The sequence below is a fragment of the uncultured Anaerococcus sp. genome, from assembly GCF_963510915.1.
In the GTDB taxonomy this organism is placed as follows: Bacteria; Bacillota; Clostridia; order Tissierellales; family Peptoniphilaceae; genus Anaerococcus.
Genome location: NZ_CAUPHG010000010.1, coordinates 1 through 14,832 on the forward strand (window position 1 = coordinate 1; position 14,832 = coordinate 14,832).

A 14,832-nucleotide genomic window follows, 5' to 3' on the forward strand; every position below is an offset into this window, starting at 1 on the left:
TTTCAATCCCTGTCTTAAAATAATCAAAAATGACATCCGTATCCCTATTTGGATTTTTAATTTCTACTGACATGGTTATTTCATCATCAGAAAATGTGACGTCATCGATATATTTATCAAGACTGTTTACACAGCTATAGGCAAGAATAGTTACAGCTGAACATACAAGGTCTTTGCCGTATTCATCATATTCGGCATGGCCTTTGATTTCAAAACCTACTATTTCGTCTTTTTTATTGATTAATAAATCAATATTAATCATTAAAGACTTATGCTATTAATTTTTACTAAAGTATAAGGTTGTCTGTGGCCGTGTTTTTTCCTATATTGTTTTTTAGGTTTATATTTATAAACCACAATTTTCTTATCTTTATTTTGATCTTCAACTGTTGCTGATACCTTAGCTCCTTCTAATAATGGAGAACCAACTTTTAGTTCACCGTTGTCAGATACTAATAGTACTTGATCAAAATCTACAGTCTCACCAACTTCGTAAGCTAGTTTTTCAACTCTTACTAAGTCACCTTCTGATACTTTGTATTGTTTTCCACCTGTCTTAATAATTGCGTACATGGAAAGCCTCCTATTTAAATATTCTCGCCAGCATTCGGGGATCAGAACCCTAACTGAGCGGTCTACTGATATATATTACCCTCTATTATCTCTTTGTCAAGCAATTTCAATAATTTCCATATTGGATATTGCATCATCTTCTAAGGAATCTATATCTAGATTTTCTTCCGATAATTTTATATAATTTAACTTTGGTTTTGTAACAGGATTATCAGGAGCAAATATTGAACAACAATCATCATATGGTTCTATTGATTTTTCGTAAGAACCTATTTTAATTGAAATATCAATAATATCTTTTTTATCCATTGCTATAAGGGGTCTAAGTATAGGAAGAGTTGAAGAATCATTTATCACTGCAACTGATTCTATTGTTTGACTTGCTACTTGTCCTAGTGATTCTCCTGTAATCAAAGCTTGATAATCATTTGCCTTTGAAATTTTATTTGCAATTCTCATCATAAATCTACGAGATAAGATTGTTGTTTCACGTCTATCACAATTTTGGTTGATTGCCTTATAGATATTTGCAAGATTTATGGAATAAATCCTCATTTTGCCGGTATAAGCAGACATAATTTCAGCAAGGTCAATAGCCTTTTGAAGAGCTCTTTTTGAGGTGAATGGATAAGAATGGAAATGAATACAATCTATTTTCATTCCTCTTTTTGCAACCATAAAACCTGCAACTGGTGAGTCAATACCGCCAGATAAGAGTAAAAGTCCCCTACCAGATGATCCTATTGGCAGCCCCCCAAGACCTTCAAATCTCTTAGAATAAACATAAACATTATCCTTGATATCAATAAAAACTTTAAAATCAGGGTTATGAACATCTACCTTTAAATTTGGAAAATCTCTTAGGATACATCCACCAATTTTAGCAGATAGTTCTGGTGACTTATAAGCGAATGACTTATCAGTTCTTCTAGTCTCGACTTTGAAAGTGTAAGGCCTGTCTGAAAAATATTCTTCAAGATCAACCTTGCAAGCTTCATAAATGCTTTCAAGATTTTTTTCAGTTTTTATAGCAAAAGCAACATAGGAAATCCCAAATACTTTTAAAATATTATCTTTTATTTTTTCAAAATCTTTTTCATCAGCTCTTATATAAAGCTTAGACGATTCAGAATACATATCTTTATAGGGGGTATCTCTTAAATTTCTTTTTATATTTTCAATAGCCGTCTTGTAGAATATATGTCTATTTTTTCCTTTCAGAAATATTTCTCCAAAACTTACCGCTAACATCCATTCCATTATATTACCATCCTTATTATTTCAATACTTTCTTTTAATACTTTTACAGTAAAGTCTAAATCTTCTTTGGTTATATCACCAGAAAAAGAAAATCTAATCGCCCCATCCATATACTTTTTATCAATATTTAAGGCTGATAGAATTCTACTGTAATCTCCCTTAGAGCATGCTGAACCGCTTGATACATAAATCTCCTCTTCTTCCAACATATGAAGAAGAACTTCGGATTTTATATTAGCAAAAGCTACATCCAAAATATAGGCAGATGAAGATTCTAGAGGTGAAATAATATATGTATCCTTAATATTTTCCTCAATCAATAGCCTTAAATAATGGTTTAATTCCTCAATATAAGCATATTCGTTAGCTTCAACCTGCTTTCTTAGAGCGATTCCACAAGCATAAATAGCAGGTGGGTTATTTGTGCCAGATGAGATTATTTCCTGGTAACCACCATCTAAAATAGGTTTTATTTTCCCTTGAATATTTTTCCTAATATAGAGACCACCTAATTGTTTTGGTCCATGGAATTTATGGGCAGAGAAACTCATCATATCAACACCAAGAGAATTAACATCACAAGAAATTTTTCCCATAGCTTGAGTCGCGTCGATATGAATCACAATATCCTTATTATAATCTTTTATAATTTTTGAAAGCTTTTTTATATCTTGAATTGTGCCTATTTCATTATTGACATAAATAAAAGAAACAAAACTTATATTATTGTCAAGTTTATTTTTAAGATTTTCTTCTTCGATAAAGCCATACTTATCGTTATTTACAAATCTTATATCACTAAAATTCGAGTTTTTGAAGGTATTAAAAACTGAAGAGTGTTCAATCTTGCTTGTAATAGCTGCTCCGTCAAAAGATTTAATTGCTATATTGTTAGATTCTGTTGCAGATTTTGTAAAAAATATTTCAGACTCACTTGCAGATATCAATTTACCTATATATTTTTTTGTATTTTTAATTAGGTTCTCAGCTTGCATACCATATGAATGAAGAGCACTAGGGTTTGCATAATGATTTTTACAAACATCTACATAAGCTTCAAGAGCTTCATCATACATTTTTGTAGTAGCAGCATTATCTAAATATATCATATATACTCCTTAATTATAATATTATATTAGAGCTTGTGAAGATTACAAGAAAGGACCTCTTATTACTAAAATAAACATATCTTTAATAGTATAATGTAAATATGATAAGCAAGAAAATTAAAATTAAGGGAGAAAAAATAAATAAAAAAGATCTTGTTTTAGATATAGAAACTACCGGTCTTGATTTTAAAAGGGATAAATTAGTTCTGTTAGGTCTAGTAAAAAAAGAGGGTGAAAAAGCTTATATTTATCAATATTTTGCTGAAAATGATAATGAAGAAATAAGATTACTAGAAATTTATCTACGAGAAATTAGTAAGAAGCGAATTATTACCTTTAATGGCGATATTTTTGATATTCCTTTTTTAAATTCAAGGTTAATAGCTCATGAACTTTTCCCTATTTTTCCGTCAGAATGCTTAGATATATATAAGATAATAAAATGGTATTCAAAATTTTTTTCTTATGAGTCTACGAAACTCATAGATATGGAAAAATTAATCGGAATAGAAAGAAAAGATCCGAGTCGTTATAAGGCAATTAGCAAATTAACAGAAGATTGTCTTACAAGAGATAAACCCTATCCTATACTTAAACACAACGAAAATGATCTTATTGCAACAGAAGCCCTATCAGATTTAGAAAATTATTATTTAAAAACGCTAAGCATTAATAGCAAAATTGGCAAGTTTTGTATTTTTAATGCCAATATAAATAAAGACATCGGAAACTTTGAATTCAGATCAGAAAACACACTAAAAGACCTCTATGTTGCTGAAAACAACTACCAAGTTATCATAAACAAAAGATCTATAATCCTAAACTTACAAGTATTATATGGACGTCTTAACGATAATGATAATGGGTATGTGAGCATCAATAATTTTGATATTAAGAATGATTCAGAAATTAATATTAATGATAAATTACTTATTATTAAAGAAAATTCGACCTATAATTACAAAAATCTGTTAAATCTTTGTAAAAAAATAATAGAGAATCACTATTGATTCTCTATTTTCCATTCGATTTCTTTAATATTGTTGTCTTTTAAAAATTTATTTGCCTTTGAAAATGGCCTAGATCCAAAAAATCCATGTCTAGCAGATAATGGTGATGGATGGGCCGATTCTATTAGCAAGTGTATAGGGTTTGTTATTAAACTTTTCTTAGACTTTGCAAAATTCCCCCACAAAATAAAAACCAAAGGTTTTTCTCTTTCATTTAATATTGATATTATCTTGTCCGATAAAATTTGCCAACCTATAGATTTATGTGAGTTTGGTTTCTTTTCTTCTACTGTAAAACTTGAATTTAATAACAAAACTCCTTGTTTTGCCCAGGAAATTAATGAGCCGTTATTTGAAGGTTCAATGCCTAAGTCATCTTCCAGTTCCTTATATATGTTTCTTAAAGATGGAGGCAGTTTAACCCCTTTTTTAACAGAAAAAGACAAACCTTCCGCCTGCCCATAATTGTAGTAAGGGTCCTGACCTAGGATAACGACTTTCGTATCCTCAAAAGAAGATAGGTTCAAGGCTTTAAATATTTCATCTCTTGGTGGAAATATGTTTTTTTCCTTGTATGCCTTATCTAAAAAAGATTCTATATCCTTGAAGTATTGTTTTTCAAATTCATTTTTTAAAATATAATCCCAGTCGTTATTTATCTTCATAGTGAAAAATTATATATATAATCATTAATGCACAGCCGATGCTTACAAAAATATCTGCAACATTAAAGATTGGAAAAGAAAAAAAAGAAAATTCTATGAAATCTACTACATATCCATTTACAAATCTATCATAGAAATTACCTAGAGCTCCTGAAATAATCATAGATAGACTTATGTTTAAAATCATAGGATTTGTTTTATATGATTTATAAAAATAATATAATAAATAACAAACTATTGCTATGGTAATAAGCAAGAAGAATAGTCTTTTATCTTGCAAAATACCAAAAGCTGCTCCCCTATTTTCTAAATATGTGAGATTAATTATAGAACCTTGTATTGGACTTTCTATAAAATTTTTGACTGCATATACCTTACTTAGCCTGTCTAAAACAAGACCAATGATTACGATTAATATATATATCATTTTACTTTCCTATATCTAATGAGATAATTACCCTTTTTGCTATGACCATCCACCCTATCAAAAATAAATCTACCAAACTTTCTTGCAGAAATGAGGCTTCCTTCATCTACTTGATACGAAGGGTCTTCAATTATTTGAAAATCAATCTTAACAAGTCTGGAATTTACAATTTCTTTTGCCTTTGTTCTAGAAGTCGAAAGAAATAAACTAAGGATATTATCAATCCTTAAACTAGATACAAACCCCTTTTTCATTTCATAGCTAGGTTTTTTTATATCTATTTTAGCATCTTCTTTAAGATTCATTTTTACGCTATTATTTTTAATTTTTGTTAGGTTAAATTCAACAAAACTCGCTTGATCAATGCTCAATGCAAATTGAACTTTATTATCAAGAATGGATATATCTCCTATATCATTTCTATCAACACCTAAACTTAAAAGTGCACCCAAAACATCTGGATGGTGTATATCTTCGGCACTAAATTCTAAAACACTTAGATAATTTGGTGCGTAAAGAGGTTCATAATAATAATTTGCAACAAAAATTTTTCTTTCAGCGTCAGGATTACCACCTAAAAAATAAATATCGATAGAGTTTTTCTTAGCGATATCTGAAATAATTTTTTGTTCGAAAGGGTCCAAGAAGAAACTTCTTACCTCAATATTCCTGTAAAAAGCCTTCTCTAAGATAGATAAGGCTTTTTTTATATTAGTTTTTTTCTGTTTATCAATAATATGATCTAAATTATACAATAACGCCATAAAAACAAAAGATCGAATTAATCGATCTATAGTTGGTTATAATTTCCTTCTGTTATCTGATCAGCTACATAAGAATCAATTTCAACTCCATTTGGTGTGATAACAAAAATTCCTTTAGTAACCTTCTTCATATTACCTTTTAGAGCATAAACAGCTCCACTAACGAAATCAAAAAGTCGCATTCTTAAATCATTATCAACCATTTCTAAATTTAAAACTACAACCCTATTTTTAAGAATTTCTTCTATAATCACTGGGCCATCATTATCATAGTCTAAAGGTTCTTGAATGGATATTCTCATATTACTACTCCTGGTAAAGCTACTGCTACTATTAATACTTACAACATTATCTTCAGTATTTTCTGTTTTGAATGAATTATTAAAAGAATAATCATCAGAAAAATTTGATTTACTAGGCTTAAATGAGCTTAAACCATAAGTATTATCCTTACTATCATCTAGTAAATCACTATAGGTTGTTCTTGTCCTACTTTCATCTGTTTTCTTGTCCTCATCATCATAATACATCTGATCATCGTCATAATCATCATAATTATCATCTATACCAATGAATTCTTTAAATTTGTCAAACATTTTTATCATCCTTTGCAAGTTTATCTACTACTATTATATACTAAATCTAAAATAAGTAAAAATTAAAATTCGCTTTTTATATCTCTAACCATTAAATCTTTTACAGATTCATCACAAGCCTTATTATTAAATAGCACCTGATAAATCTCATTCGTTATAGGCAATTCGATATTTTTTTCTTTTGCAAGTTCATAAACAGATTTAGTTGTAGGTATTCCTTCAACAACCATGTGTATCTTGTCTTGTAGTTCTTCAAGGCTAAGTCCTTCACCTACAAGGATTCCCGCTCTATTATTCCTTGAATGCTTGCTTGTAGCGGTTACTATTAAATCACCTATACCCGCAAGTCCGCTTATTGTTTTTGGCTCTGCGCCGAATTCTGCTGCAAATTTGCTCATTTCATGAATTCCTCTTGTCATAAGAGCAGCCTTAGCATTATCACCATAACCAAGCCCTTGAGCTATACCTATGCCAAAAGCTAGAATATTTTTAATAGCTCCACCAAGCTCAACGCCTACCAAATCATTTGATGAGTACACCCTAAAATAATCTCTTACAAAAATGTTCTGAATTTCTTTGGCAAGATTAATATTTTCGCTAGCTGAAACTACTGTTGTTGGCATTTTTAGAATGACTTCTTCTGCATGAGATGGCCCACTCAAAGCAACAAAAGAAATTTCTTTATTAAAATCATGAAAAATTTCAGAAATTCTTTTATGGCTACCCAATTCCAAGCCTTTTGATAAATTTATTATAACGTGGTCATCAGTTAGAAAGTTTTTTACTTGGTTTAAAACATTTCTAACTTGTTGGGTCGGGATACCATTTACTATATATTTATTTTTAAAAATCTCAGTAAAATCATTAGTGGCTTTTATATTATTCCTTAATTTATTATTTGGAAAATATTTTGAGTTTACATGATCATTATTAATAGATGATATAATTTTTTCATCTCTTGCATAAATAAGAACATCTTCCCTTTCTGCAAGCAAATCTGCTATTGCAGTAGACCATGAACCAGCACCTAAAATTGAAATTGTCATTTTATCACCTAAAATATTTTTTTCTCTTGCCCAGCTAAAAGCCTTTTAATATTATCCTTGTGCTTAACAATTATAATAATAGCAATAAGTGAAAGGCTTAAACTAAAGGAGCTTAATCCGTATTTATATAGACTTGCGATTATAGCAACTAAGCAAACACAAACAGATCCCAACGATACTATTCTTGATACCAAGACTATCACAAAAAACACAGCAAACATACATAAGGCAAATAATGGATTTATATAAACTAATGCACCGAACACTGTTGCTATGCCCTTGCCTGCTTTAAAATTAAGTAAAAAACTATACATATGTCCTAGTACTACGAAAAGCATAGCAAGATAAATATATTTTTCACCAGCAATTTTATTAGCTATCAAACAAGCCAGAGCACCCTTTAAGAAATCTAAAGAAAAAGTTATTATACCAGCAAGTTTTCCAAAATTTCTCATTGCATTAGTAGTTCCTATATTTCCCGAACCCATAGTCCTTATATCTTTTTTATAGACATATTTGCCTATATAATAACCAGAAGGCAAACTACCTAAAATGTACGATATAAGAGCAATAACCAAGTACATCATTACTTGTCCCCATGTTCTTTAAATACAAAGCTAAAAGGTACTCCTATTAAAGAATAATTTTGTCTTATTTGATTTTCTAAATATCTTGTATATGAAAAATGCAATAATTCCCTATCATTAATTGATAGCAAGAATTTTGGTGGACATGTTCCCACTTGACTCATGTAATAAATTTTAAGTCTCTTACCCTTATCTTGAGGCGGTTGATTAAGTAACATAGCATCTTGTAAAATAGAATTTAACACACCTGTTTTTATTCTCATCCTATAATTATTATCTACGACTTCTATCATATCAAGTAAGGTATCAATCCTTGCGTTATCTTTAACCGAAATAAAAACTATTGGTGCATATGTGGCAAATGATAAAGTATTTCTTATTTCCTTTTCCATATTTGCCATAGTGTTTGTCTCTTTTTCAACCAAATCCCATTTATTTACAGCAATTATCATTGCTTTTTTATTATTATGGGCGTAGCCAGCGATCTTCGCATCTTGTTCTGTTACACCTACAGTTGCATCAATTAAAAACAAACAAATATCGGCACTATCTACAGCATCAAAAGTTCTTTGGTTGGCATAATATTCAATATTTTCTTTTACTTTAGATTTTCTTCTAAGACCTGCTGTATCTATTAAAACATAGTTATGGTCATTATAGGTCCAGTATGAATCAACAGCATCACGGGTAGTACCAGCTATATTAGTAACTATCATCCTTTCTTCGTTAAGCAAAAGATTAACTAAAGAAGACTTGCCAGCGTTAGGTTTTCCTATGATTGCTATTCTTGTTTCATCTTCAAGATTTTCATATTTCGAAAAATCAATAAAAGAAATAACAGAATCTAAGAGATCACCCAACCCTTTGGCCTGTTCTGCAGAAATCATTACAAGATTATCAAAACCAAATGTGTAAAAATCATAAAGGTCGTCTGGTATTTTCATATTATCTACCTTATTTGCAACAATAATCACAGGTTTATTATATTTTCTAATCTCATTTGCTATATCAACGTCATGGGGATTTATACCCTCCTTGCCATCAACAACAAATAAGATTAAATCTGTTTCAAGTAGTGCTTTTTCGACTTGGCCTCTTATTTCAACATTCATCATGTCCTTGCTTGATATATCAATTCCGCCAGTGTCTACAAGCAAAAACTCGTTATTTTGCCACTCAGCCTTATCAACTATCCTGTCTCTTGTGACTCCAGAAACGTCTTCTGTTATTGATTTTCTTTTTCCAACTAGGCGGTTAAATAATGTAGATTTGCCTACATTAGTCCTGCCTACTAAGGTTACTATTGGTAAAGCCATAATATTCTCCAGTTCTGATATAAAATCATTATTTAATAAACTTTTCTAACCTTCATGAGAAATTCTTTTTTTGCATTCTTATCAAGCCTTTTGATAAATAATACTGATAGGAATAACATAAAAATAACCGCTCCCAAACTTATTAGATTAGTATCATATCCAGTATTTTTTAATAAGTATGATGGTGCTACAGCACCTATCATTACTAAAATTGCAGGAATAGTATAAACTAAGGCAGATATTTTATTAATTTCTCCAGCATCACTTTCTAATATGACCTTATCTCCTACGTTTATATTATCAGCAGAAAAGATTTCTATTATAGTTGTTTTTCTTTCTGCACAAGAAGCACTTGCTGCACATGATCCACATGCACTATTTCGATCCACTTTTATTTTTAAATGACCCTTGTTATTTTCGAGGACTATCCCCTCTTTAGTCAATGACATTTAAAAGTTACCTCAACTTAATATTTAATTCTTCTAGCGCCTTATCATCAACTATAGTTGGTGCCTCAGTTAATGGGCAAGTTGCTGATTGAGTTTTTGGAAATGCAATTATGTCTTTTATGTTATCAGTTTTTGCAAAAAGCATTAATAACCTATCAAGACCATATGCAAGACCTGCATGTGGAGGTGTACCATATTGTAAAGCCTCAATAAAGAATCCAAATTTATTTTGTATATCTTCATCACTTAATTTAAGAGCTTCGAAAACTTTCTTTTGTAGGTCTGAATTGTTAATTCTTACAGAACCTCCTCCCATCTCATCACCATTTATGACAATATCATAAGCTTGGGTTCTTACTTTTTCTGGTTGAGTTAGAAGTAAATCTATATCCTCTTCATTTGGCATTGTGAAAGGATGGTGTTGGGCTACATACCTATCTTCTTCTTCACTGTATTCAAACATTGGGAAATTAACTACCCATGTTAAGGCATATTCTTTTTCATAAAGATTATTTTCCTTGGCAATTTTTACCCTCAAAGCACCTAGACCTTCAAGCACTGTCTTATCCTTATCAGCTGCAAGGAAAATAAGGTCTCCATCTTTTGCATCTAATTTTTCTCTTAGACCATTAATAACATCATCAGATAAGAATTTTTTTATTGATGATTGCATGTCTTTATTAAATTTGATATATGACAAGCCTTTTAATCCGTAATCTTTTACAAAATCTGTTAATTTATCTAGCTGTTTTCTAGAATATTTTTCTTCAAGACCAGTAAAGTTAATTGCCCTTACAGACTTGCCATCACTTGTATTATCTGCAAATACCTTAAACTCACTATCAACAAATAGGTCAGTTACATCCTTAATCTTATAACCATATCTTAGGTCTGGTTTATCAGAACCATAGGATTCCATTGCTTCACTATAATCCATTCTATTAATAGGAAGTTTTAGGTCATAATCTGTATAAGTATCAAATAATACTTTTAAAAGTCCCTCATTCATTGCAATAACATCGTCTTGATTAGAAAAACTCATCTCAAGGTCTAGTTGGGTAAATTCAGGCTGTCTATTTGCTCTTAAATCCTCGTCTCTAAAGCATTTTACAACTTGAAAATACCTATCAAGAGATCCTATCATAAGGATTTGTTTTAACAATTGTGGTGATTGTGGTAAGGCATAAAACTTACCTGCATTTATTCTAGATGGTACGAGGTAGTCTCTCGCTCCCTCAGGTGTTGGTTTTGTTAAAAATGGAGTCTCCACTTCAGTAAAGTCATTTTCATAGAAATATTCTCTCATTGACCTAACTATGTCAGATCTTAATTTAAGATTTCTTTGGACTGACTGTTTTCTCATATCAAGATACCTGTATTTCAATCTTAAATTTTCACTAACGTCATCGTCATCTTTGATATAGATTGGTGGAGTTTTTGCTTTATCAAGTATATTTATCTTATCAGCAATTATTTCTATATCACCAGTTGGGATATCAGAATTTTTGCTTTCTCTTTCAAAAACTTTTCCCTTAACTTCAAGGACATACTCGGCAGAGATTTGACGTGCTTTTTCGTAATTATCTTTATCGTCATCTCTGATAACTATTTGGGTAATACCAGTTTTATCTCTTAAATCTATAAACACTAAAGAGCCAAGATTGCGTTTTTTAGCAACCCAACCCATTAGAACTACCTCTTTGCCTAAGTCTTCAATCCTTAGGCTACCACACATATGTGTTCTTTTAAATTCCATACTTCCTCCCATTATTGTAGAAATGGATTATTTTCTAATTCATATCCTAGAGTGCTTGTTTCATTATGACCTGGGTAAATCTTTGCACTCTTATCAAGTTTACCTAATTTATTTATAATTGAGTCAATGATTTCTTCGAAAGATCCACCTGGAAAATCTGTCCTTCCTACAGAAAGTCTGAATAAGGTATCACCAGTAAAAATCGCATCTCCTAAAACAAAAGACATTGAATCTATTGTGTGCCCAGGTGTTTTAATAGCCTTTATTTTATATTTACTAAACACTTCCCCATCCTTTAGATAATGATCTATAGGTACTTCAAGATTACTCAAATGATATCCAAGATTATAACTTGGATTCTCAGCCAAACCCTTGGCATCTTCAGAAGCATAAACATCTACATTAAACTTATCTTTATAATATTTAAGACCTGTAACGTGGTCAAAATGAGTATGGGTAAGTATAATAAATTCTATTTTTATTTTATTGTCTTCTATAAACTTATCAAGCGCACTTGATGGGTAAGGACAATCTACAATAAATCCTCTACCATTTTCATGAACTACATAAGTATTGGTCATAACAGGACCCAGGGTAAATTTATTAATCTCCATTAAAAAATCCTTTCACTATCAAGAATAATTGTGACTGGTCCGTCATTTACAAGGCTAACTTCCATGTGGGCTTGAAATTGGCCGGTTTTCACAATAAAACCTTCATCGATTAGCTCATCACGAAGTTTTTCATAATAAGCATTTGCCTTCTCAAGACCTGCTGATTCAGTAAAAGATGGTCTATTGCCCTTTCTCGCATCACCATAAAGTGTAAACTGACTAACTAAAAGTATTTCTCCATCAGTATCCTTTATACTTAGGTTCATTTTTCCATCTTGATCTTCAAAAATTCTTAAATTTGCTATTTTTCTTTTTATATAGGCAAGGTCATCATCATTGTCTATTTCCTTAACAGCAAGGAGGATCATATAACCATTTCCTATTTCAGAAATCAACTCACCTTCTACTTTTACACTTGCCTTTGTAACTTTTTGTATAATTGCTCTCATTAACTTTTCACCCTAAATGCATCTGAAACAGTTTTGATTGTCTTTAATTTTCTGATAACATCTTCTAACTGCTCAGTACTTCTAACTTCTATTACTAAATCCATAATGCCTGCATCGCTGTCTGTTCTTGCATTAATACTTAGAATGTTAACATCAAATGTTGACATAAGCTTTGAAACTTCAAATAAAATAGATGGTCCATTTGCAGATATTATCTGTATTTTAACCGGGAACTTATCGGTAGTCAAATTTTGCCAATAAACATCAATTAGTCTTTCTGGAGATTTGGAATTTATAATATTAGGACAAGTTTTCACATGGACAGATATTCCATTTCCCTTAGTAATAAATCCTATGATAGGATCTCCTGGTACAGGAGTACAACATTTGGCAAACTTTACTTCCACATCCTCTTCAAGATCAGATACCCTAATTTCATTAGTTACTTGAGTATTTATTTCTTTGTTCCCTATTTCAAGAGGTTTACTTAATTCTTTTTTCTTTAGTTCTTCCTTATCTTTTCTAATTAATTTCTGGCTAACCTGCTCAGCTGTGGTTTTACCGTAACCAACTGATGCATACATCTCATCTTGTGATGGAAATCCAAGATCACTTGCAATTTCTGTTAACCATTCATCTTTAAGGAGGTACCTGTAATTTTGCCTATATTTTTTAAGGTCACGAGCAACAGAAGACTTGCCAATTTCAATATTTTCTTCTTTGTCAAAACGCTTAAAAAATTGTTTGATTTTAGACTTGGCTTGGTTACTTTTTACAATATTTAACCAATCCCTGCTAGGTCCTTGAGAATTCTTACTAGTAATTATTTCTACCAAATCCCCAGTTTTTAGTGGTTGGGTTATAGGAACCATCCTGCCGTTGATTTTTGCACCTACACAGGAATTGCCTACTTCGGTGTGAATCTTATATGCAAAATCAATAGAACAAGAATTAATTGGCAAAGAATACACTTCACCAGTAGGTGAATAGACATAAATTTCTCTTGAGAAGAAGTCTGTCTTTAGCGTTTCCATAAACTCTTCGTTATTTACATCCTTGCCACCCTCTTGTTGCCATTCAACTATTTGCCTTAAAAAGCTCATCGCATCATCGAATTCTGATTTTGTTTTCTTATTTTCCTTATAACGCCAATGGGCAGCAACACCAAATTCACATTCCCTGTGCATTTTTCGTGTTCTAATTTGAACTTCAAAAGGCTTTGAGTCCTCACCAAAAACTGTTGTATGAAGCGACCTATAACCGTTTGGCTTTGGTTGGCCAATATAATCCTTAATCCTATTTGGTATCGGCTTCCATAGGGAGTGTACCTTGCCCAAAACAGCATAACATTCAGCAATTGTGTCTACTATAACCCTAATAGCTGTAAGATCATAGATTTCCTCAAAAGCAATCTTATTTCTCTCCATCTTTTTATTAATTGAATAGAGGGATTTAGGTCTTCCAGATATCTCAAAATTGATATTTGTAGACTCAAGAGATTTTGTCAAAGTATCAATTATTTCGTTGATATAATTTTCTCTCTCTCGTCTTTTAACACTTACCATCTCAGCAAGTTCGTAGTACTTCTCTGGCTCCTGGTACCTAAAACAAAGGTCTTCTAATTCCCATTTTAAAGAATAAATTCCAAGCCTGTGAGCTAGTGGCACATAAATTTCAATGGTTTCATTAGCTTTTTGTAACTGCTTGGCCCTAGTCATATATTCTAGGGTTCGCATATTATGAAGCCTATCAGCTAGTTTTATAAGGACAACCCTTACATCATTTGCCATAGCCATTACCATTTTTCTAATATTTTCAGCTTGTTTTTCTTCTTTAGATGTGTAGTTAAGATTTTTAAGTTTGGTAACACCATCAACTAAAAAGGTAATTTCTTCACCAAACTCTGCCTTCATCTCATCTCTAGTCACATCTGTATCTTCTAGGACATCATGCATAAGTCCAGCACAGATAGTCTCATCATCAAGTTTCATATCTGATAAATTAGATGCTACAGCAATAGGATGAATAAAATAATCTTCGCCAGAATTTCTTTTCTGTCCATTATGATGGTACACACCAAAATCATAGGACTTTTTAATAAGGTCTATGTTTGCGTGAGGATTATTTTTTAAAATAAGTTCTTTGAATTTTACAAATTCTTTATTAAAATCGGTTGCCATAATAACACCTAATATATATTAATAATAAATG

General features: G+C 31.1%; 17 protein-coding genes. 1 reads left to right on the forward strand and 16 read right to left on the reverse strand.

Going from position 1 to position 14,832, the window contains the following annotated elements:
* From RQ893_RS01790 to RQ893_RS01805, 4 genes are all read right to left on the reverse strand, one after another.
* A partial coding sequence (locus tag RQ893_RS01790) for a ribosomal-processing cysteine protease Prp (RefSeq protein ID WP_311481336.1) occupies positions 1-262 on the reverse strand: 262 nt, incomplete at its 3' end.
* Complete coding sequence (gene rplU / locus RQ893_RS01795; protein WP_311481337.1) at positions 262-573, reverse strand: 50S ribosomal protein L21; 312 nt, start codon at positions 571-573, stop codon at positions 262-264. The genes rplU and RQ893_RS01790, both read right to left, overlap by 1 nt.
* A 96-nt stretch (positions 574-669) precedes the next feature.
* The gene (gene thiI, locus RQ893_RS01800) at positions 670-1,833 is read right to left on the reverse strand and encodes a tRNA uracil 4-sulfurtransferase ThiI (protein ID WP_311481338.1); all 1,164 of its coding nucleotides are present in this window, start codon (positions 1,831-1,833) and stop codon (positions 670-672) included.
* Complete coding sequence (locus tag RQ893_RS01805) at positions 1,833-2,942, reverse strand: cysteine desulfurase family protein (RefSeq protein WP_311481339.1); 1,110 nt, start codon at positions 2,940-2,942, stop codon at positions 1,833-1,835. Before RQ893_RS01805 ends, thiI begins: the two co-directional genes overlap by 1 nt.
* Before the next feature lie 101 nt (positions 2,943-3,043).
* On the opposite strand from RQ893_RS01805, the gene RQ893_RS01810 reads away from it, so the two are divergent.
* Positions 3,044-3,952, forward strand: a complete 909-nt coding sequence (locus RQ893_RS01810) for a ribonuclease H-like domain-containing protein (RefSeq protein ID WP_311481340.1) — start codon at positions 3,044-3,046, stop codon at positions 3,950-3,952.
* Here the strand turns inward: RQ893_RS01810 and RQ893_RS01815 are convergent.
* The 12 genes from RQ893_RS01815 to RQ893_RS01870 form a co-directional block, all read right to left on the reverse strand.
* A complete protein-coding gene (locus tag RQ893_RS01815) occupies positions 3,946-4,617 on the reverse strand; it encodes a uracil-DNA glycosylase (RefSeq protein WP_311481341.1) in 672 nt (223 codons plus the stop codon). The two genes, RQ893_RS01810 and RQ893_RS01815, sit on opposite strands and share 7 nt — an antisense overlap.
* Positions 4,604-5,044 carry a signal peptidase II gene (gene lspA / locus RQ893_RS01820; protein ID WP_311481342.1) on the reverse strand — a complete coding sequence of 147 codons (441 nt, stop codon included), beginning with the start codon at positions 5,042-5,044 and terminating at the stop codon, positions 4,604-4,606. Before lspA ends, RQ893_RS01815 begins: the two co-directional genes overlap by 14 nt.
* Positions 5,041-5,808, reverse strand: a complete 768-nt coding sequence (locus RQ893_RS01825) for a YlmH/Sll1252 family protein (protein ID WP_311481343.1) — start codon at positions 5,806-5,808, stop codon at positions 5,041-5,043. Before RQ893_RS01825 ends, lspA begins: the two co-directional genes overlap by 4 nt.
* A gap of 26 nt (positions 5,809-5,834) precedes the next feature.
* On the reverse strand, positions 5,835-6,404 hold the full coding sequence (locus RQ893_RS01830; protein ID WP_311481344.1) for a cell division protein SepF: 570 nt from the start codon (positions 6,402-6,404) through the stop codon (positions 5,835-5,837).
* Between the two features lie 62 nt (positions 6,405-6,466).
* Positions 6,467-7,450, reverse strand: a complete 984-nt coding sequence (locus RQ893_RS01835; protein ID WP_311481345.1) for an NAD(P)H-dependent glycerol-3-phosphate dehydrogenase — start codon at positions 7,448-7,450, stop codon at positions 6,467-6,469.
* Positions 7,451-7,458: 8 nt separating this feature from the next.
* On the reverse strand, positions 7,459-8,037 hold the full coding sequence (gene plsY / locus RQ893_RS01840) for a glycerol-3-phosphate 1-O-acyltransferase PlsY (RefSeq protein WP_311481346.1): 579 nt from the start codon (positions 8,035-8,037) through the stop codon (positions 7,459-7,461).
* Entirely contained in the window at positions 8,037-9,353 is a 1,317-nt protein-coding gene (der, locus tag RQ893_RS01845; RefSeq protein WP_311481347.1) for a ribosome biogenesis GTPase Der, read from the reverse strand. The genes plsY and der overlap by 1 nt, the downstream gene beginning before the upstream one ends.
* A 32-nt stretch (positions 9,354-9,385) precedes the next feature.
* On the reverse strand, positions 9,386-9,802 hold the full coding sequence (locus RQ893_RS01850) for a SoxR reducing system RseC family protein (protein WP_311481348.1): 417 nt from the start codon (positions 9,800-9,802) through the stop codon (positions 9,386-9,388).
* Between the two features lie 7 nt (positions 9,803-9,809).
* Positions 9,810-11,558, reverse strand: a complete 1,749-nt coding sequence (aspS, locus tag RQ893_RS01855; RefSeq protein ID WP_311481349.1) for an aspartate--tRNA ligase — start codon at positions 11,556-11,558, stop codon at positions 9,810-9,812.
* Between the two features lie 11 nt (positions 11,559-11,569).
* Complete coding sequence (locus RQ893_RS01860) at positions 11,570-12,172, reverse strand: MBL fold metallo-hydrolase (protein ID WP_311481350.1); 603 nt, start codon at positions 12,170-12,172, stop codon at positions 11,570-11,572.
* A complete protein-coding gene (gene dtd / locus RQ893_RS01865; protein WP_311481351.1) occupies positions 12,172-12,621 on the reverse strand; it encodes a D-aminoacyl-tRNA deacylase in 450 nt (149 codons plus the stop codon). Before dtd ends, RQ893_RS01860 begins: the two co-directional genes overlap by 1 nt.
* Positions 12,621-14,801 (reverse strand): bifunctional (p)ppGpp synthetase/guanosine-3',5'-bis(diphosphate) 3'-pyrophosphohydrolase, encoded by a 2,181-nt coding sequence (locus RQ893_RS01870; RefSeq protein WP_311481352.1) that lies wholly within the window; start codon positions 14,799-14,801, stop codon positions 12,621-12,623. Before RQ893_RS01870 ends, dtd begins: the two co-directional genes overlap by 1 nt.
* Positions 14,802-14,832 lie beyond the last annotated feature (31 nt).